Source organism: uncultured Chryseobacterium sp., assembly GCF_936933875.1.
In the GTDB taxonomy this organism is placed as follows: domain Bacteria; phylum Bacteroidota; class Bacteroidia; order Flavobacteriales; family Weeksellaceae; genus CAKZIK01.
The window spans coordinates 18,051-37,153 of the sequence record NZ_CAKZIK010000047.1; the positions used below are offsets into that span (position 1 = coordinate 18,051).

The following is a 19,103-nucleotide window of genomic DNA, read 5'->3' on the forward strand; positions in this document are numbered from 1 at the left end:
AAAGAATTTGATGGTTTTTGTATTTTTACAGGATGAATGAAACTTCCTTCAATACTATGAAGTGTCGCGGAAAAATCGTAGATTTTTCCGCCCCAAAAATTATGGGAATTCTTAATCTTACTCCCGATTCTTTTTCGGACGGCGGAAAATTCAATAGTGAAGAAAATGCATTGAAACATGCAGAAAAAATGATTTTGGAAGGTGCTGAAATTATCGACATAGGTCCACAATCCACAAGACCCGGAGCAGAACATTTAACGGCAAACCAGGAAATCGAAAGAATCGGAAAAGTGATTTCAAAAATGAAAAAAGAATTTCCCAAAGTGCTAATTTCTGTTGATACTTTTTATGCAGAAACTGTAAAATATTGTTTTGATGAAGGAATGGATATCATCAACGATATTTCTGGCGGACAATACGACGAAGAAATGCTTAAAACCACTGCCGAAACCGGACTTCCCTACATTCTAATGCACGTGAATCCGTCTTACGATTCGATGCATGAAAAAAATATTCAGGAAGATATTATTCTGAACATCAACCGCTATTTTTCTGAAAAAATTGAAGTTTTAAGAAATTTCGGGGTGAAAGATATTATTCTCGACCCGGGTTTTGGTTTCGGAAAAACGGTAGAACAGCAACATCAGATGATGGATGAACTGCAACACATCAGTTTTGGAAAATATCCGCTTTTGGTGGGGATTTCAAGAAAATCATTTATTTACAAGCCTCTAGGAAAAAATCCTTTGGACATTGATGAAGAAACGCAGCAACTTCATCTGAAAGTTTTAGAAAAAGGAGCCAAAATTTTAAGGGTCCATGATGTGGCTTCTGCGAAGAGGACACTTGACAAGTTTTTTAAATATATTTAATCAAATGCAGCTGTTGTTCGGAGCGAAAGATTCTTTCTTCTTTAGAATGACGGTGCAAAGTTTTTATCAAACTCAACAATCGTGGTTTAACGCAAAGGCGCAAAGATGTTCTACACTTATCAATACGTTTTTAAGGCGCAAAGCTTTTTTGACGTCGTCAAAAATTTAAGTCTGTATTCTTTTACTTTTAACTTGAAAAAAGCGAAGCTTTTCCTTGCGCCTTAAAAGATTTTCAGTATTAAAACAGTTTAAAAATACGTTGCGCCTTTGCCAATAATTCAAAACAACAAATTATTTTTCATACTTAAAAAACCCTTTCAGAGGTTGGAACTCTGAAAGGGTTTTGTACTTTTAATTCAACTATGTTAAAGATTTTTGAACTTTGACAAAGTATCGGAAAAATCCATCTTAATTTTACCGTTCCAACTTAAATCCAGGTAAAACTTTCGGTCTTTCTTTTTCGTTGGCTACTTTCCACGATGTTCTGTACATCCATTCCGTCATTTTGTACAACTTTTTGAAATTGATATTTTCGGATTCATCCTGCGGAGTGTGATACTGAAAATGCAGCACACTTGTAAAAAACACCGCCGGAATTCCCAATTTTGCGTACGGAAGATGATCGCTTCGGAAGTAGAAATATTCCGGATGTTCCGGCAAGTCCCAGTCTTTCAAAAACTTAAATTTCGTGCTCTCATTGTTCGCATCCAAAGCCATTTTCACCAAATCGTCAGAATTTTTGTGCGGTAATTCTCCACCCAAAAGTGCAGCTTCATCGTTATCATTTCGTCCAATCATATCGCCGTTCAAAACAGCCACAATTTTATCTTTTGGAACTACAGGATGCGCAGCATGCCATCTTGAACCCAACAAGCCACGTTCTTCTGCACCGTGCATCACAAAAAGAATACTGCGTTTAGAAGGTTGTTTTTTGTACGCTCTCGCCATAGCCAAAAGTGCAACACATGTACTCGCATTATCGTCCGCTCCGTTGTAAATGGTGTCATTTTTTACGGGATGACGAATTCCGTCGTGATCCTGATGTCCACTGAGCAAAACATATTCGTTTTTCAGAACGGGGTCAGTACCTTCAATTTTCCCGATGATGTTTACGGAAGGATATTTGTACGTTTCGGTTTGAAGATTGACAGCAATTTTCGGATTGTTCTTCACCCAACTTTCATTTTGCTTTTTAATCCAGAACACTGGAATTTGGTCCACCACTTTATCACGCATTCCTTCAATACCATAAACACCGCGCGTCATTTGAGGAAGCACTTCCGGCCAGCTTTTTTCCGAAATTTCATCCGTGATAAAAATAATACCTTTCGCACCTAAATCGTTGGCTGATTTTAAATATTTCGAACGGATAAAGCCGGGATATCTTCTTTCAAACAAAGTCATTTCGTGGGCAATATTTTTGTCTGAAACATTTAGTGCCACGACTTTATCTTTGATATTGAATTTTTTCAAATCTTCAGGCTCCACTTTTCCTGTGTACACAATTTCAGTATTAAAATTGGCGTTCACAACGTCCGCAATGAGGATGTCTTTCCAAATTTTCAAATCTTGACTCCCAACTTTCACCGAACTTTGAGGCGTAATTTGATGACGAAACATATTAAAAAACTGAAAGAACGTTCCATTATCTCCTGCAGGTTTCATTCCTGTTTCTTCCATTTTATTGGCCAACCACATAGAAACTTTAAGCTCGTCCAAAGTTCCGGCTTCACGTCCCCAAAATTGGTCTGCTGCGAGTTCGTACATGTCCTGCCTTAAATCCTGTTCTTTGATAGCGGAAACCAAAGGTTTTTTGTAGTTCTGCGATAAAGCAATACCCGAAACAGCAAGTGCAATTAAGGAGTAAATTTTAATTTTTTTCATATTCTTAATAATGGAATTTTTGTTTGTTATGACGCTTCACTTCGACTTCGCTCAGCATAAATTTCACCTCAGCGTGACAAGGTTACTGTCGAGTTCTAAATCTGAAATTAGTAGTTCTGCGCAATTTTATCTGCGTATTCTTTGGCGAAAACTTTTTGGTCTTCCTTCAATTTATCCAATGTTGTAGGCAAAATGTAATTGAAGAGAATTTTTTCTTCATCATCCAAAAAGATAATTTCCTTTTCCTCGCCATCAATCATCTGCGAAAATATTTCCCACATTGAGGTATCTTTCTGTTTTAAAAGTTCGAAAAATTGGGATGCTTTAATCTGAATTGTTTTCATGAATCAAAAGTAGAAATTTTTTGGCATGAATTGATAAAATGACCAAATATGCTTGGAGAGCCTCAGCATGATACCGCTAATAATAACTGTTCAATGAAATCGCTGCAAATTCTTCTTTAAAAAACATTCGTGCATTCGTGGCATTTTAATTATTTTTACGCTTTCAATTCTGATTTCAGCATGATTACAAAAGCCACCATCGACAAAATTTTTTCCGCAATTCGCGTGGAGGAAATCATTGGTGAATATGTTCAGCTGAAAAGAGCCGGTTCCAATTTTAAAGGTTTGAGCCCTTTTGCAGACGAAAAAACGCCAAGTTTTGTAGTTTCTCCGAGCAAACAGATTTGGAAAGATTTCTCGACCGGTAAAGGCGGAACAGCAATTTCGTTTTTAATGGAAATTGAAAATTTCACGTATCCTGAAGCGTTGCGTCACGCCGCAAAAAAATACGCCATTGAAATTGAAGAAGACATCCGCGAACTTTCGGAAGAAGAAAAAAAATCTCAAACCGACCGTGATTTGCTCTATAAAATTCATGAAGTTGCGAACGATTTTTTCCAGGAGCAGCTTTGGGAATCTGAGGAAGGCAGAATGATTGGACTTTCTTACTTCAAGGAGCGTGAATTGCGCGATGACATTATCAAGAAATTTCAGCTCGGTTATTCTCCGGAACAGAAAAATGCTTTTACACAAAGTGCTTTAGATAAAGGTTACGAGAAAACCATCCTCGAAAAATCCGGAATTTCTATTTTCCCTGAAAATTCTCCCAACGGAATCGACCGTTTTCGCGAACGTGTGATTTTTCCTATCCACAGTTTTTCGGGAAGAGTTTTGGGTTTTGGAGCGAGAATTCTCAAAAATAATGTGAAGACTGCGAAATATCTTAACTCTCCTGAAACAGAAATTTACCACAAATCCAATGTTCTTTACGGTTTAAATCAAGGGAAACAGGCAATTTCGAAAAATAACCTCTGTCTTTTGGTGGAAGGTTATATGGATGTGATTTCGCTTCACCAAAGCGGAATTGAAAACGTGGTCGCAAGTTCCGGAACAGCTTTAACCACGGAACAAATTAAACTGATAAAACGTTTAACCGAAAACGTTACGATTCTTTTCGACGGCGATAAAGCGGGAATTAAAGCGAGTTTCCGAAGTATTGATTTGCTTTTGGCGGAAGGAATGAACATTCGCGTACTTTTATTTCCTGATGGTGATGACCCGGATTCTTTCGCGAGAAAACATCCGCAGGAATATGTAGAAAATTTTATTCAGACCGAAGCGAATGACTTCATCGATTTCAAGGCTGAAATTTTACTCAAAGAAGCTGCAAACGACCCGATAAAAAAAGCAGAAGCAATTCGTGATATCGTAAAATCGGTGGCGTTTGTTCAGAATGCACTGAAACAGGAAGTTTACCTTAAAGAAGTTTCGAATAAATTTGGGTTGAGCGAACAAAGTTTATTCAATGAACTGAATGTCCAGAAACAAATTGTTCAGCAAAATTCTCCTGCTCAAAGGCAACAACCACAGATTCAACCCAAACTTGAGGTCGTAAAGGAAGTTTTCGAAACCATCAATCCGCTCATTGTTCTTGAAGAAAAATTGGTGGAACTGATGCTGAAATACGGAGACCAAATTTTGGAGCGAAAGGACGGAGACAATCAGCCTTACCAAACTACGGTTATTGAGGAAATCGTGACTCATCTTGAAGAGGACGAATATCAAATTCAGTCTTCCATCAATGAAAAAATTGTGGAGGAAATAAAAACCGGCATCAACGACAACGAACTGCGTTCGGGAAATTTTTTCTTAACTTTCATGGACGAAGAAATTTCGGGAAAAGTTGCAGATGCTTTGATGGAACCTTACGAGAACAGCAATTGGGGGAAACACAATATTTTTTTCAGCTCCGAAAAAGAATTGGTTCCGAAAATTGTAAGTGATGTGATGACGCGACACAAAAGGGAATTTACGGTAAAACTCATCAACGATTTAAAAAATAGTCTTGCCGAAGATGCCGACAATACAGAAAATTACGAAAAAATTCTTCTTCTTACCCGCCTGAAAAACAGTATTGATGAAGAACTGCACCGTATTTTGTGACAAATTGGCTAAATTTGAAAGAGGAACGGTTTTTGTGAAATTGCTACCGTTAAAATTTTAGACTTTAAACAAAGTAACAATATGGATATTAAAAAAGAATTCAGAGATTTCTCTGTAAAACACTTAGGAAACAGTGGTCTTGCAACCGACCAATATATGGGAACTTTCAACCCAACCAATTTGACGCCTTATATTATGGAGGAAAGACGTCTTAATGTAGCACAAATGGACGTTTTCTCTCGTCTGATGATGGACAGAATTATTTTCCTCGGAACAGGAATCGACGACCATGTTGCGAATATTGTAACGGCTCAGCTTTTATTTTTGGAAAGCGCGGATGCTTCGAAAGACATTCAAATCTACATCAACTCTCCTGGTGGAAGTGTGTATGCAGGTTTAGGAATTTACGATACAATGCAAATTATTCGTCCTGATGTTGCCACAATTTGTACAGGAATGGCGGCTTCAATGGGTGCAGTTCTGCTAGTTGCAGGAGAAAAAGGAAAACGTTCTGCGTTGAAACACTCAAGAGTGATGATTCACCAACCTTCGGGAGGAGCACAAGGTGTAGCTTCCGACATGGAGATTAATTTAAGAGAAATGCTGAAACTGAAAAAAGAACTGTACGATATTATCTCGCTTCACTCCGGACAAACGTACGAATGGGTTGAAAAAGCTTCCGACAGAGATTATTGGATGACTTCCACCGAAGCAAAAGAATTCGGAATGGTTGACGAAGTTTTGGAAAGAAAGAAAGATTAGAAAATCTTTTAGCAATATAAAAGCCGCAAAATTTTTGCGGCTTTTATTTATGCAGAGAGGAAGGGATTCGAACCCTCGATACAGTTACCCGTATACTAACTTTCCAGGCTAGCTCCTTCAACCACTCGGACACCTCTCTAATTAGGTTTGCAAAACTAATGTATTTTCCTGAAAACTGAAAATCCATTTTCAAAAATTTTCAACACGAAAAAATCTGCCCAATCCGCAAAATCTGCGAGAAAAAATTTAATTCTCAGAAATCTCTCCCCTTAAATTCTTAGTAAAATTCTCTGCAAAAGTTCCGCTGTAATTCGGATTATCCATTAAGTGCATCGCTTTGGTAATCGCACTTTCCGCAGTAATATCAGTTCCGCTAATCGCTCCTACTTTGGTAAAAACATTGCTGTTCTCATATTTCCCAAACGAAATTCCACCCGAAACACACTGACTCACCACTACTATTTCCGTTCCATTATCTCGAATTTTCTGAAGTGTAACCGCAGTTTTCTCTGTATTAAAAATCGTTCCCGAACCAAAAACCTGCAAAATCAGCACTTTCATTTTCGGAATTTCAGCAAAATGGTCAAGCGTCATTCCCGGAAAAATTCTCCAGAACAAAACATCTTGAGAAATATGCAAATCCACCGAAAATTTCTCATTAGAAGAATCTCTGTAAAGTGCTTCCTTATCTACATTAAGGTGCACTCCACTTTGTCCCAAAATCGGATAATTCGGACTTTCATAAGCGTCAAAATACTCCGCAGAATATTTCAAGGTTCTGTTGCCACGCAAAAGTTTATATTCAAAATATACCGTAACTTCCTGTATCACCGCTTCATCATTTTCGTATAAACTCGCGTAATAAAGGCTTGTCAGAAGATTTTCCTTCGCATCCGTCCTCAAATCACCAATCGGAAGTTGGGAACCCGTTAAAATCACAGGCTTTTTTAAACCTTTCAGCATAAAACTCAATGCAGAAGCCGTATAAGCCATCGTATCCGTTCCGTGGAGAATCAGAAAGCCGTCAAATTTTTCGTAATTTTTGTCAATATAATTCGCGATAATCTTCCACTGTTCCGGTCCCATGTCCGATGAATCCAACGGTTCTTTGAAAGGATGCACCGAAACTTCACACTCCAGCAACCTCATCTCCGGAATTTTTTTGAAAATATTTTCAAAATTAAACGGCACCAAACTGCCGGTTTCATAATCTTTTTCCATCCCGATGGTTCCGCCGGTGTAGATTAACAGGACTTTTCGCTTCATACCTGTAAAAGTACAAATTTTAGCACTAATTTTTGGGGCGCCTCTTCCGGCTGTCACTACTCGCTTTTTTGTTTCGTCCGCTGCGCTCCCGAACAAAAAGAGCTTAAACATGCCGTTCCATCCGGGGCGCAGTGCAGTTTTAAAAATAAAAAACAGTTCCAAAAAGATAATTTCCCCTATTTTTGAAGCATGGAAAACCAAAAAATTTTCGATTACCTGAAACAGTTTCTCACTGAAGAACGTCTCGCAAAAATGGAGCATTTTTCTAGGGAAAGTTCAGATTTTGTATTGCCTGTAATGGAAGACGTTTACCAGTTCCGAAACGCAGCCGCCATCATCCGTTCTGTTGAAGCATGCGGCTTTCACAAGGTTGTTGCGATGGAAGCCAGAAATGTCTTCGACCCGAATCTCACCGTTACCAAAGGCGCAGAAACTTGGGTTGAGGTAGAAAAAATGGCACATTCACTCGAATCTTTGCAGGACATCCGAAACCGCGGTTACAAACTCGTCGCAGTTTCTCCCGAGAAAAACGCCACGATCCTTCCAGATTTTGAAATTAAAGAACCTGTTGCCTTAATTTTCGGGACAGAATGGCAAGGCGTTTCCGAAGATTTTTTAGATTACGTAGACGAAACTTTGGCGATTCCGATGTATGGTTTCACGCAGAGTTTTAATGTTTCCGTCGCCGCCGCCATTTGCTGTTACGATTTAAAACAAAAACTCCTCAATTCAAGTGTCGATTATAAATTGAATGAAGAAAAACGTATAGAGATGATGATTCGTTGGGCAGTAAAGTCCATTCCAAGCGGCGAAAAAATTTTAGAAAAATTTGTAAAAGAATGATTTTTTAGATGGTGAATCGTGAAATGGTCAATTGTCAATTGTGAATTATCATTGTAATTGAAAAATTCACTATTTACTACTCACTTATTGACCGATAGTAATTCCAAGCCGCCACAAAAACTCCCGCTGTTTCCGTCCTTAATCGTTGGTTTCCAAGCGAAACGGCTTTAATATCTTTTTCAGTCAGCATTTTTATTTCATTCGGAGAAAAATCTCCTTCCGGACCAATCAAAAAAGTAATTTCTTTTTTCAGTTTTTCATCCTGAGCGAAGTCGAAGGATTTCAATTCAATCCTTTCAAAAGCGTCATCACAATGGGCAACAAAAGTGGTAGAAGCATCGATATTTTTCACAAAATCAGAAAGTTTCGTCACGTCATTCACCACCGGAAAATGAAATCTTAAACTTTGCTTCGAAGCGGCAATTGCTTGTTTTCTTACCTTATCTATGTTGAGGTTTTTACGTTCAGTTTTTTCAGTATTCAGAATGGTAATTTCGGAAATGCCCATTTCTGTGGCTTTCTCCACGAAAAATTCAATACGGTCAATATTTTTTGTCGGAGCAATCGCAATGTGAAGTTTCGGAGAAAATTCAGGCAAATTTTCTTGAATTTCGATAATATTCAACCCTACTTTTTTTCCTTCAAAAAACAGATTTCCTTTGGCTAAATTTCCTCTACCATCAGTCACAAAAATTTCTTCGCCTTCGCGCATACGCAAGACTTTCGTGATGTGTTGCTGTTCTTCATCATTAATATTAACTTCAGGGAAAATGTCGCCAAAAAATAGTTTCATCGTTATTTTTTAAAATCCTCTTCTAAATCATATCTCGCTGTTGCAGAAACCGAAAGGTCGCTGAATTCACCGCGGTCGTATTTCAGTTTCGCTACCATTGCAATCATAGCAGCGTTGTCAGTAGTATATTCAAATTTGGGAATGTATATGTTCCAGCCCAATTTTTCAGCATTTTCCTGCATCGCTTTTCTCAGTCTTGAATTTGCGGAAACTCCTCCCGCAATTGCCACTTCTTTGATATCATAAACTGTTGCTGCTTTTTCAAGTTTGTCTATCAAAATATCAATAATCGATTTTTGAACAGACGCGCACAAATTATTTAGGTTATCCTTGATGAAATCGGGATTTTTCTTGATTTCTTTCTGAATAAAATACAAAACTGAAGTCTTAATTCCGCTAAAGGAATAGTTATATAATTCCAGCCTTGGTTTATTAAATTTAAAGGTATTTTCGTCGCCTTCCTTCGCCAAACGGTCCACAATTGGACCTGCAGGATAATCCAGATCGAAAATTTTTCCAATTTTATCGAAAGCTTCACCGGCAGCATCATCTATTGTTTTACCAATAATTTCCATCTCAAAATAGTCTTTTACCAAAACAATCATGGTGTGTCCACCGCTGACTGTTAGGCACAAAAACGGAAATTTGGGCGGCATAGGATTTGCATCTTCGATGAAGTGCGCTAAAATGTGAGCCTGAAGATGATTAACCTCAATCAGCGGAACATTTAAACTCATCGCCAAAGATTTGGCGAAAGAAGTTCCCACAAGAAGCGAACCGAGAAGTCCGGGACCTCTGGTAAATCCTATGGCAGAAATATCTTTTTGTTGTATATTTGCTTTAGTGACGGATTTTTGTACTACGGGAATAATATTTTGCTGATGAGCTCGCGAAGCCAGCTCCGGAACCACACCTCCATACTCGTTATGGATTTCCTGATTGGCTGCGATATTCGACAGAATGGTATTTCCCTTGATGATGGCAGCCGAAGTATCGTCGCAGGACGATTCTATCCCTAAAATTATTGAGTCGCTCATAACAATGGCAAATTTAGAGAATAATTACGATAAAGAACAAGAACAAAACCAGTCGCCTTCCAATGAGGTAAGTGTTGAAAACGCGAAAGAGCTCGTAAAAGATGCCGTGGAGCATCCCGTGGAAACCGCGAAGGAGTTTACAGCACAGGCTGCGAAAGATGTTACCAGTTATACTTGGTGGGCAAAATTGTTGCTTATTATTTTCTGGGTAGGTCTTACTTTAGCACTTCTTGCGGTTATTGCCGTAAATTTACCGGTTACCAAAAGATGGGCAGCAAATCAGGCACTTCAAGTTTTGAACCAGGATTTTAAAGCTGAAATGACTACCGAAAGCATCAGTGTCGATTATTTCGGGGATGTTTTGGTGAAAGGTCTCAAAATTAAAGATTACAAAGGAATGGAATTCATCAAAGCACGAGAATTCCGCGCCAATTCCGACTGGATTTCCCTTGCAACAAGTGGCATCAAAGGAAATAATCTGAGCTTCAACGCGCTTTCTTTAACCAATGCAGACATTAAAGTTGTTACCTACAAAGGCGACAGCATTTCCAATTTTATACGATACACCCAACTTTTCAACAGCGGAAAAGCGAAAGACCCCAATAAACCGGTCTTTCAACTAAATTCCCGTGTAGATATTATTGATTCTAAAGTTTCCATCATTAATCAGAACAGTGAAGGAGATAACGGTAAATGGTTATACGCCACAAAATTTAATCTTCATGCACCTAATGTAAAAGTAAATGGCAGTGATGTTTTCGCGCAGATTAACAACATGAGTTTTTATACCGAACGTTGGGGAAAAACGCATTATGTTGATACTTTCTCAACGGATCTATCGATGACGAAAGATTTTCTCTCGCTGAAAGATTTAACGATTAATACAGACCACACTTTACTTCAGGGAGATGTTAAATTCAAACTGAACAACGGTTCTTTTGCAGATTTCGCCGACAAAGTTCGTTGGGAAATGAACATGCATCAGGGAAGTCAGTTAAGTGGTTACGACATCAGTTATTTCGTGACCAACTGGGATAATTACAAACCTTTCAATGTTTCCGGGAAAATGAATGGCCCATTGAACGGTTTCTATCTCGAAGACTTTTTGGTAAGAAATCCTCAGGTGAACATCAAAACTTCAACCATGAAGGTTTCGAGATTATTGAAAGGAGATTTTCAAATCGAAACCAATTCGCTTTCCACCGATTTTACCTATAAAGATTTAAAGGCGATGCTGCCTACTTTCATATCATCCAAAATGAAAAATTTTGCTGATGATTTTGGAAGACTTAAATATAACGGCGCGGTTCGTGTAAATCCGAAACAGATTTATATTCCGAATGGTGCTTTGGTGACCGGAATTGGTCAGGCGAAAATCAACAATTTCTACCTGGAAGATTTCAGTACAGATACGCCGAGATACCGTGGTTATGCAGAAGTTCGTGATTTGAATACTTCTGTTATTACCAAAAACAAACAAGTTGGTTTAATTACGGGGAAATTCAACATTCAGGGTGAAAGTTTTGACGTGAACAAAATGCGTCTCAGAACGCGTTCGCAGATTGCAAGCATCGAAATTATGGACAAGGAAATCAACAATGTCTTTTTGGACGGTTATCTTGACCATAAAAAGTACAACGGAACCATCAATGTTAACGATGAACAGGCAAAAGCCAATGTAAAAGGTTTAATTGATTTCAGTACTTCCCGAATTCTCGCAGATGTGGTTGCAGATGTTCGACATTTAAACCTGAATTATTTTACCGGAGGAAAAGGAACTCAGATTGTAAGCGGTTTGGTTGACGGAAAAATTTCGATGACAAATCTGAACGATTTGAACTTAGATGCAGATTTAAGAAACATCAATTTCACTAATGCAACACAGAAATTTATTATTCCGAACGCTGAAGTAAAAGCCTTTTTCGAAAACGGAAACCGCATTGTTTCTGTAAACGCACCCGGAGCTGTGAACGGACGAATTGCCGGAAAATATAATCTTGAGGATTTAAGCGGAATGATTCAAAACGGACTCAGCAAAATTTTGGTTGGTCCCCCTCCAAGAAAACTGTACCGTGGACAGAACTTCAATATGGAATTCGACATCAAACAGGATTTGGTGAATTATTTCCAACCGAATGTAAAAATTCCAAAAGGAGCTAGAGTAACAGGTTCTTATGATGGAAACTCCAACAATTTGGTGCTGAATGCCGACGTCGCTTCCGTAAAATATTTAATGACCACACAGGAGGAAATTACTGATGCAGACCGAGCTTTGGCAGCTGCAAATCCGGCCTATAAAATTCCGCCGGGTGGAAAAATCCGTCGTGACAGTGCGATGGTAGATAATTTAATTTTAAGAATTAATACCGCCAATCTTGATGAGCAAATTTTTGCAAAAGTTGACCGTGCAGAATATAACAAAAATGTTTTCAAAGATGTTACTTTAACCGGTAGAAACGAAAACAATAAAGTGCTTCATTTGGCAGCCAATTTCAAACACGGAACTCCGGAAGATGAAATTGACGGCAATATGAAAGATTACGCTGTAAACATCAACCAAAGCGCCAATGCAGTTGGAGATTATGTTTTCAGGTTTGAGCCAACTGAAGTAAAACTCAACAACGTCGTCTGGAAAATTGATACCGACCCTGCATTAAATCATTCCATTACCTACCGAAAGAAAACTGCGGATTTCCTTATCGAAAATTTAAGGGTTTTCTCTGACGACAGTGAAGTTTTAGTGAACAGAGCCATCTTTAAATCAGCAAAAGATTTCGAAGCTGATGCCACTGTGAAAAACCTTCAGATTGCGAAACTTTTGGAGATGCAAAATGGTGGAAATTCCATGGATGTTAAGGGATTAGCGAATGGGACCATCAAAATAAAGATGAATAAAAATAATTTGGAACCTATTATCGACCTTACTGTGGATGATATTTTTATGAACGGAAAAGATATGGGTAACGTCATCATCAATGCTAAAAACAGTTCCACGCCGAATGTTTTTGATATTGATGCGAAAGTGGTTTCCTCCGGAATTATTGGCGACAACAATCTTCACGTTACAGGTACTATCAATAACAACACAAGCTCTCCTACTCTCGATTTAAAAGCCGATATGAAAGATTTCGACCTCGCTTTTGCACAGGAATTTGTTAAAGGTGTTTTTGGAAATCTGAGAGGAAAAGCGAACGGAGTTTTAAGTATTACCGGTTCTTTGAAAGATATTGATTACAGTGGTGACATTGCAATGAGCGGTTTAGGTTTAAAACTAAACTTTACTGGAGTTGATTATTCTTTTGCCGATACTGTAATTCCTTTAACAAAAGGACGTGCAATTCTGAATGACGTAAAAATTAAAGACGGAAGAGATTATTCCAACGGAAGTATTTCCGGGGTGATTTATTTTGAAACTATTTCTTCAATGGCAGTCGAACTCATCATGAGAGCCGATAATTTAATGGTTTTAAATACCCAACAGAAAGATTTCGATTTGTTCTGGGGAAGAATTTACGGACAGGGTAACCTTTATGTTTCCGGACCGGTTTCAGGATTAAAAATTGCAACCGACCTTAACGAACCTTTCCGTGCTTTAAATAACAGTATTTTTACCTTTAATGCAGGTTCTACTTCCAGCGTTGATGAATTTAAAATGCTTCGATTTCTTAAAGAAGACAAAGGAGGAATTATTAGTTTGGAGGATAAGAAAAAATCTGGAGCCAATTTGGATTTGGATTTCAATATTGCGGTAGATAAAGGAACAACGGTAAACGTTCAGCTTCCGGAAGATGTGGGAGATATTAGCGTTCGTGGTACTGCAAATCCTTTGAGATTCCGCATGACGCCGAACGGAAATATTTCGATGAATGGCAGTTATTTTGTAGAAAACGGAACTTTTGTTTCTAAAGCGATTTTGGAGAGAACTTTCCAAATTGCAAGAGGAAGCAGTATCCGTTGGGATGGAGATGCAATGGCTCCACAACTCGACATTCGAGCCAATTATATGAGAACTGTTACAAATGCAGGACAATATCTTACAGGACAGTCTTTGCAACCCATCAACATATTGCTTTCTGTAAATATTGGTGGAACATTGAACGCTCCGGATGTAAAACTGGGCGTTTCTGCTCCTGATGTTTCGAGCCAGCTTCGTGAAACTTTGGCTGCGAAAATGAGCAACGAAGACGAAAAAGTAATACAGTTTGGTTCTGTTTTGGTTTTGAACAGTTTCAACGTTTCCAACGCTGGAGGTTTTGATGTCAATATCGGAAACACGCTGGAAACTTCTGGATATAACATGCTATTCAAACAGTTGGGTGCGGTTTTGAACACGATTAGCAATGAATTCCAGGTGGATATGAATTATCTGAAAGGCGACGCCAATTCCAACACCGGCGACAGAGCCAATGCAAGCGTAACTTTCGCGCTTTCACCAAGAGTAAAAGTAAAAACCGGATTAGGAGTTCCGCTTTCTAAAACCGAAAATGCCAACGAAAACTATCTTTCGGGAGAAGGAATCATTGAATACGACTGGTCTAAAAAGAATGACGGAAGCAGATTATTGCGTGGATATTCCAAACCATCCAATATTGGACTTGTTGCGGGAAATGCTGCAAGTGCAAACCAAACATACGGAGTGGGTGTAGTGTACAGCAAAAGCTTTAACACATTATTCAAAAGGAAAAAGAAAAAAGAGACTAAGAATACTGCAAAAGTTGAAGCAGATTCAGCAAAAATCGATACCATTAAATAAGATTTTAAAAATATAATCGCATTTTTTGTTAAATCTTGTTAATGTTTCTTTATTACTTTTGAATTCAAAAAATTTTCTTAAATTTGCAAAAAACACATTGATTTTTTAATAAATTTATAATTTTACGAAAATGAACTATCAACTTGACGAAATCGATAAGAAAATTCTGGACTTCCTTGTAGAAAACACCAGAATGCCGTTTACTGAAATCGCAAAGCAAATGGACGTTTCTGCAGGAACCATCCACGTGAGAGTGAAGAAAATGGAAGATGCAGGAATTATCCTTGGTTCTTCCCTTATTATTGATTACGGTAAACTGGATTATCACTTTACTGCTTTCATAGGAATTCTTCTTACAAAATCCAACAGAACTCAGGAGGTACTGAAAGAGCTTTCTGTAATCCCTAACGTTGTGGAAGCCAGTGTAATTTCAGGGAAATATAACATCTTCTGTAAAGTGAAAGCAAGAAACACCGAAGATGCGAAAAGAATTATTTACCAAATCGACGATATTCAGGATGTAATGAGAACAGAAAGTATGATTTCTATGGAAGAATATCTTTCTGACAAAAACAGACTAATTAAAGCAGTTTCTATATAAATTGAATCAGCTTTACACCATAAAAACTTCTGAAATATTTTCAGAAGTTTTTTTTAATTTTTACTTTTACCCTATGAATACAGATTTCGCCAACGAAAGCCCTAAAAAAGGAACCGGATTTATCCTTACGCTCGCTTTGCTTTTACTTCTATCTTTAAACGGTTTCGGGATTGATTTGGACGAATTCAACAACCACACGGATTTAAATATCCCTCGTTGGTATTTTTATCTCGTTTTCTTCGTTGATTTTTTGATGGTTGTAGGTTTAGTTTTGATTTTCATGTACCGAAAAGTTGGAGTTTATCTTTTCCCGGCTGCAGTTCTACTCCACTTCTTCCTGCATAATTTTTACCTGTCCACATTTCTTTATACAGACGTTACCAACATGTTTCTGTTTACTTTAGGATTATTTTTCATTATTCCGAAGTGGCAGTTTTTTAAATAATTATGTTCGGCAAAGGCATTTTAACCATCGTTTTCCTCATCATCTCCAATGTTTTTATGACATTAGCTTGGTATGGACACCTGAAATTTGAAGAAATGGGCTGGCTGAAAAAGACCGGTATTTTCACAATCATACTTCTAAGTTGGGGTTTGGCTTTGTTTGAATATATTTTTCAGGTTCCGGCAAACAAAATGGGCTTCAACGAAAACGGCGGACCTTTCAGTTTATTTCAGCTGAAAGTTATACAGGAAGTCATTACGCTGATTGTCTTTACCGCATTTGCGCTTATTGCCTTTAAAAATCAGGAACTGAAGATGAACCATTTGTATGCTGCAATTTGTTTGGTAGCGGCGGTTTGGTTTGTGTTTAGGAATTAAAAAAATACGGCAAAACAAGGAAGTCTTTACAATTTACTTAAACAGAAACGTACGGGGAAAAAAAATTGTGGCTATTTTTCAGAAATTTATGAGATTTTATTGAACCCCGCATCTTGCAAAACCCATCTTTACTTTGCATCCATAAAATAAATACCTTTAGAAAGCAAAACAGAGTGACCTAAAAAACCCTGTAAATTAAATCAGATTTAACTAACATATCAGTACTCTGTTTTGCATAAAGGTTGAACTGATGTTTCAAATAGAATATTAGACAAGAACTACTAAAGATTTTAAAACCATTCAACCACCTTTCAAAAAATAAAGATATGAAAAATTACAAAAACTACCTGGGTTTCGACGTCTCCAAAAACACCTTGGACTACTGCCTCCTGATTCCGGAAAGAGACACGGTAAAAAGAGGAAGCGTCGCCAATGAGAAAAAGTCTCTGCAGACGCTATTTGCAACGTTTTTAAAGGAAGGACTGATAATGGAGGACACACTCGTGGTCTTCGAGCATACCGGAATCTATTCCACGATTTTGGCGGTGTTCCTGTGCGAGAACGGTTGGAACTATGCGGAAGTCCCCGCAATCGAGATCAAGCGTTCCAGAGGACTTTCCAGAGGCAAGAGCGACACGATAGATGCAGAGGAAGTCTCCAAATACGCAATGAGAAACGTGGACAAGATCCAACTCTCGGAAGTTCCCGAAATCATCTACCAGCAACTGATGCTGATGAATGCGGAACGTGAAAAACTCATCGCTGCCATAAAAAGTTTCGAGCGCACTTCGGAGGGCGAGGAATTCTTGGGAAAGGAAGTTTATAAAAGCGTGAAATCTGCCAACAGAAAGACGGTAACGTTCCTGAAATCCCAGTTGAAAACCCTGGAACTGGCAATAAGCAAACTCGTCAGGAGCGATGAAGACCTTAACGCTAAACAGGAGCTGTTGCGCAGCATACCGGGAGTCGGAGAAATCGGAACGCTTTATCTGCTGCTCACCACGAAGGGATTTCTGCGGTTCAGGAATGCGAGAAAATATGCGTGCTACTGCGGAATAGCGCCATTCGGGAGAACATCGGGAACCAGCATCCGGGGGAAAAGCAGGGTGAGCCCTTTTGCCGACAAAAAGATGAAGTCGATACTGCACCTGCTTTCACTGACGGCAATAAAGTACGACCACGAGCTGAAGCTCTACTACGAGCGAAAACAGGCGGAAGGAAAACCGAAAATGTTGGCGCTAAACAACGTTAAATTCAAACTCGTCAACCGGATTTTTGCGGTCATCGAGCGTGGGACTCCCTACGTGAAAACACAACAATTTGCGGCATGAAAAAATTCAAAATATTGCTTGTTTTTTGACATAGAATATGTTAGCAGAAGGTGTTATTTTAAACTGTCTTTTGGTATTTTAAATAGTTTCCAATTCATATAGTTTGGATATTTTCTTCTTAATATTTCATAATAAATATAATAAGGCTTAGATTCACCCATTTTTATATATTCAATTTCTTTATTTATTAAGTTATTTTCTCTAAATTGACATATTAAAGCTTTACCTGATTTAAATGAATATAAACTGACTGTAGTAATATCTTCATTATAATAAACTCCCAGTAGGAAAAAATTTTCATCTAAATTTTCCAACAGTTGTGTTCCCGTCAAAAAAAACGTACTTATTCGTGTTTTTTATATTTTCATTATTACTTTCCCTATATATAATTGTTGTTCCTTTTTGACCATATTCATTCAATGATTTTGAAATTATTGGATGTATTTTATTTTGTTTCTCACAAGAACACAATAAAATAATTATAATGAAGTATAAAAGATGTTTATTTGTTTCTGATTGAAATAATATATTCATGAGCATTGTATTTAGTTATTAATATTCCATACACAGCATTCTCAAATAATTCACCTTCTTCATCCCCTTCAGGGTTATATCCTGTTAAATAATTTCCATAGTGTACGAATTCATGTAGAACAGTTACAGCTAAAAGAAAATTGGTCGCTTCTATTGTTGATGATAGAGATGCATTCTGAAGCCCTAATACATAATAATATATAAAACTTCAGGCGTTATATCTACCTACTGCTTCATCATCATCATAAATAAATGCCCAAGGACATTGTTGTATGTTGTCTGATCCACCGCTGCCACCAGAATAATTAGGGTCGAATCCTTCATACCCAGGTTGCCACGCAGGATCTGTATACATACCGTCATCGGGATTTCCACCACCAACACAAGGTGAGGTGCTACTTGTCATGGTAATGACAGAAATCTGTGTGTCTCTTATGTCATAAATTTTCTTAGTTCGTGAAAAGTTTTGTAAATCTATTTTTTTACTTTCTTTTTGAAATCCACTGTAAATAACAACCTTTGAATCTATAATCTCTCCATTCTGTTCTTTAATAATTAAATTTCTAATCGAAGAGTCTAAACTTGGTAATGTAAAAACATATTTTATTTTAGTCCCATTTATTAATTTTAGGATAAATGAATTTTCTAACTCAATTTCATGTACAGAATTAGTATTTTCAGAAGAGGATTTTGAGTAAGGATTTATACTTTCGTTTTTTCTAATATGTTTTAAAACATTTGGTGGCAGATTTTTTTTATTTAATACATACACATTTGACTTGCTGTTTTTTGCGTTTTGTTCAAAAACATTTTCTTGCCTACAAGAAAAGACAAACACAATAATAAAATCAGCGGAATAAAAAGAAAATTTTTTTTCATACTTAATCTTTGTTAACAGGTTTTTAGGGTTAGTTTAGATACACTTTCTGCTAAGACCCAAATATACACAATCCCAAACAAAAAAAACACGCCTCACAGCGTAGTCATGGTCGGAAGATTTCTCTTCCGACTTTTTGTATTTAAAATTGTTTGATTTTTTTTGGTTAATTTGTTGATTTTCAATGATTTAATTTGGATTAATGGGTTTTATTTCGTATCTTTATATCTGATAATCAATAACTTATGTCAGTATTTAAAGACCACAAGATTTCTCTTAAA

General features: G+C 37.6%; 16 protein-coding genes and 1 tRNA gene. 9 read left to right on the forward strand and 8 right to left on the reverse strand.

Annotated features, from left to right (window positions below; genetic code table 11):
* Nucleotides 1-32: 32 nt before the first annotated feature.
* Nucleotides 33-872 (forward strand): dihydropteroate synthase, encoded by an 840-nt coding sequence (gene folP / locus Q0252_RS07390; RefSeq protein ID WP_297984972.1) that lies wholly within the window; start codon nt 33-35, stop codon nt 870-872.
* Between the two features lie 414 nt (nt 873-1,286).
* On the opposite strand, the gene Q0252_RS07395 is transcribed toward folP, so the two are convergent.
* Both Q0252_RS07395 and Q0252_RS07400 read right to left on the reverse strand, forming a co-directional pair.
* Nucleotides 1,287-2,756 (reverse strand): M28 family peptidase, encoded by a 1,470-nt coding sequence (locus Q0252_RS07395; RefSeq protein ID WP_297984974.1) that lies wholly within the window; start codon nt 2,754-2,756, stop codon nt 1,287-1,289.
* A 107-nt stretch (nt 2,757-2,863) separates the two neighbouring features.
* Nucleotides 2,864-3,100 carry a hypothetical protein gene (locus tag Q0252_RS07400; RefSeq protein WP_297984976.1) on the reverse strand — a complete coding sequence of 79 codons (237 nt, stop codon included), beginning with the start codon at nt 3,098-3,100 and terminating at the stop codon, nt 2,864-2,866.
* Nucleotides 3,101-3,280: 180 nt separating this feature from the next.
* Between Q0252_RS07400 and dnaG the strand changes: the two genes are divergently transcribed.
* Nucleotides 3,281-5,203: a DNA primase gene (gene dnaG / locus Q0252_RS07405; RefSeq protein WP_297984977.1), complete on the forward strand. Its 1,923-nt coding sequence runs from the start codon at nt 3,281-3,283 to the stop codon at nt 5,201-5,203.
* Between the two features lie 81 nt (nt 5,204-5,284).
* Nucleotides 5,285-5,965, forward strand: coding sequence for an ATP-dependent Clp endopeptidase proteolytic subunit ClpP (gene clpP / locus Q0252_RS07410; RefSeq protein WP_297984979.1), 681 nt, complete (start codon nt 5,285-5,287; stop codon nt 5,963-5,965).
* A gap of 52 nt (nt 5,966-6,017) precedes the next feature.
* Here the strand turns inward: clpP and Q0252_RS07415 are convergent.
* Together Q0252_RS07415 and Q0252_RS07420 are read right to left on the reverse strand one after the other, a co-directional pair.
* Nucleotides 6,018-6,104, reverse strand: a tRNA-Ser gene (locus Q0252_RS07415).
* 107 nt (nt 6,105-6,211) lie between these two features.
* A complete protein-coding gene (locus Q0252_RS07420; protein WP_297984981.1) occupies nt 6,212-7,231 on the reverse strand; it encodes an asparaginase in 1,020 nt (339 codons plus the stop codon).
* A 189-nt stretch (nt 7,232-7,420) separates the two neighbouring features.
* Here Q0252_RS07420 and Q0252_RS07425 point away from each other — a divergent pair, with 189 nt between their 5' ends.
* Nucleotides 7,421-8,074, forward strand: a complete 654-nt coding sequence (locus Q0252_RS07425) for an RNA methyltransferase (RefSeq protein ID WP_297984983.1) — start codon at nt 7,421-7,423, stop codon at nt 8,072-8,074.
* 76 nt (nt 8,075-8,150) lie between these two features.
* Here Q0252_RS07425 and Q0252_RS07430 read toward each other — a convergent pair whose 3' ends face one another.
* Together Q0252_RS07430 and tsaD are read right to left on the reverse strand one after the other, a co-directional pair.
* The gene (locus Q0252_RS07430) at nt 8,151-8,867 is read right to left on the reverse strand and encodes a 16S rRNA (uracil(1498)-N(3))-methyltransferase (RefSeq protein ID WP_297984985.1); all 717 of its coding nucleotides are present in this window, start codon (nt 8,865-8,867) and stop codon (nt 8,151-8,153) included.
* Nucleotides 8,868-8,869: 2 nt separating this feature from the next.
* Nucleotides 8,870-9,904, reverse strand: a complete 1,035-nt coding sequence (tsaD, locus tag Q0252_RS07435) for a tRNA (adenosine(37)-N6)-threonylcarbamoyltransferase complex transferase subunit TsaD (protein WP_297984986.1) — start codon at nt 9,902-9,904, stop codon at nt 8,870-8,872.
* 4 nt (nt 9,905-9,908) lie between these two features.
* Between tsaD and Q0252_RS07440 the strand changes: the two genes are divergently transcribed.
* From Q0252_RS07440 to Q0252_RS07460, 5 genes are all read left to right on the forward strand, one after another.
* On the forward strand, nt 9,909-14,657 hold the full coding sequence (locus Q0252_RS07440; RefSeq protein ID WP_297984988.1) for a translocation/assembly module TamB: 4,749 nt from the start codon (nt 9,909-9,911) through the stop codon (nt 14,655-14,657).
* Nucleotides 14,658-14,787: 130 nt separating this feature from the next.
* A complete protein-coding gene (locus Q0252_RS07445; RefSeq protein WP_297984989.1) occupies nt 14,788-15,258 on the forward strand; it encodes an AsnC family transcriptional regulator in 471 nt (156 codons plus the stop codon).
* A gap of 73 nt (nt 15,259-15,331) precedes the next feature.
* Nucleotides 15,332-15,703: a hypothetical protein gene (locus Q0252_RS07450; RefSeq protein ID WP_297984991.1), complete on the forward strand. Its 372-nt coding sequence runs from the start codon at nt 15,332-15,334 to the stop codon at nt 15,701-15,703.
* Between the two features lie 2 nt (nt 15,704-15,705).
* A complete protein-coding gene (locus Q0252_RS07455) occupies nt 15,706-16,080 on the forward strand; it encodes a DMT family protein (protein WP_297984993.1) in 375 nt (124 codons plus the stop codon).
* A 326-nt stretch (nt 16,081-16,406) separates the two neighbouring features.
* Nucleotides 16,407-17,411 (forward strand): transposase, encoded by a 1,005-nt coding sequence (locus Q0252_RS07460; RefSeq protein WP_297984995.1) that lies wholly within the window; start codon nt 16,407-16,409, stop codon nt 17,409-17,411.
* 53 nt (nt 17,412-17,464) lie between these two features.
* Here the strand turns inward: Q0252_RS07460 and Q0252_RS07465 are convergent, their stop codons facing one another.
* Nucleotides 17,465-17,725 (reverse strand): hypothetical protein, encoded by a 261-nt coding sequence (locus Q0252_RS07465; RefSeq protein WP_297984997.1) that lies wholly within the window; start codon nt 17,723-17,725, stop codon nt 17,465-17,467.
* A gap of 428 nt (nt 17,726-18,153) precedes the next feature.
* Nucleotides 18,154-18,783 carry a hypothetical protein gene (locus Q0252_RS07470; RefSeq protein WP_297984998.1) on the reverse strand — a complete coding sequence of 210 codons (630 nt, stop codon included), beginning with the start codon at nt 18,781-18,783 and terminating at the stop codon, nt 18,154-18,156.
* Nucleotides 18,784-19,103 lie beyond the last annotated feature (320 nt).

What these genes read in the sequence shown, in the direction of transcription:
- folP (WP_297984972.1), top strand. Translation starts at nt 33, where the DNA reads ATGAATGAAACTTCCTTCAATACTATGAAGTGTCGCGGAAAAATCGTA.
- Q0252_RS07395 (WP_297984974.1), bottom strand. Translation starts at nt 2,756, where the DNA reads ATGAAAAAAATTAAAATTTACTCCTTAATTGCACTTGCTGTTTCGGGT.
- Q0252_RS07400 (WP_297984976.1), bottom strand. Translation starts at nt 3,100, where the DNA reads ATGAAAACAATTCAGATTAAAGCATCCCAATTTTTCGAACTTTTAAAA.
- dnaG (WP_297984977.1), top strand. Translation starts at nt 3,281, where the DNA reads ATGATTACAAAAGCCACCATCGACAAAATTTTTTCCGCAATTCGCGTG.
- clpP (WP_297984979.1), top strand. Translation starts at nt 5,285, where the DNA reads ATGGATATTAAAAAAGAATTCAGAGATTTCTCTGTAAAACACTTAGGA.
- Q0252_RS07420 (WP_297984981.1), bottom strand. Translation starts at nt 7,231, where the DNA reads ATGAAGCGAAAAGTCCTGTTAATCTACACCGGCGGAACCATCGGGATG.
- Q0252_RS07425 (WP_297984983.1), top strand. Translation starts at nt 7,421, where the DNA reads ATGGAAAACCAAAAAATTTTCGATTACCTGAAACAGTTTCTCACTGAA.
- Q0252_RS07430 (WP_297984985.1), bottom strand. Translation starts at nt 8,867, where the DNA reads ATGAAACTATTTTTTGGCGACATTTTCCCTGAAGTTAATATTAATGAT.
- tsaD (WP_297984986.1), bottom strand. Translation starts at nt 9,904, where the DNA reads ATGAGCGACTCAATAATTTTAGGGATAGAATCGTCCTGCGACGATACT.
- Q0252_RS07440 (WP_297984988.1), top strand. Translation starts at nt 9,909, where the DNA reads ATGGCAAATTTAGAGAATAATTACGATAAAGAACAAGAACAAAACCAG.
- Q0252_RS07445 (WP_297984989.1), top strand. Translation starts at nt 14,788, where the DNA reads ATGAACTATCAACTTGACGAAATCGATAAGAAAATTCTGGACTTCCTT.
- Q0252_RS07450 (WP_297984991.1), top strand. Translation starts at nt 15,332, where the DNA reads ATGAATACAGATTTCGCCAACGAAAGCCCTAAAAAAGGAACCGGATTT.
- Q0252_RS07455 (WP_297984993.1), top strand. Translation starts at nt 15,706, where the DNA reads ATGTTCGGCAAAGGCATTTTAACCATCGTTTTCCTCATCATCTCCAAT.
- Q0252_RS07460 (WP_297984995.1), top strand. Translation starts at nt 16,407, where the DNA reads ATGAAAAATTACAAAAACTACCTGGGTTTCGACGTCTCCAAAAACACC.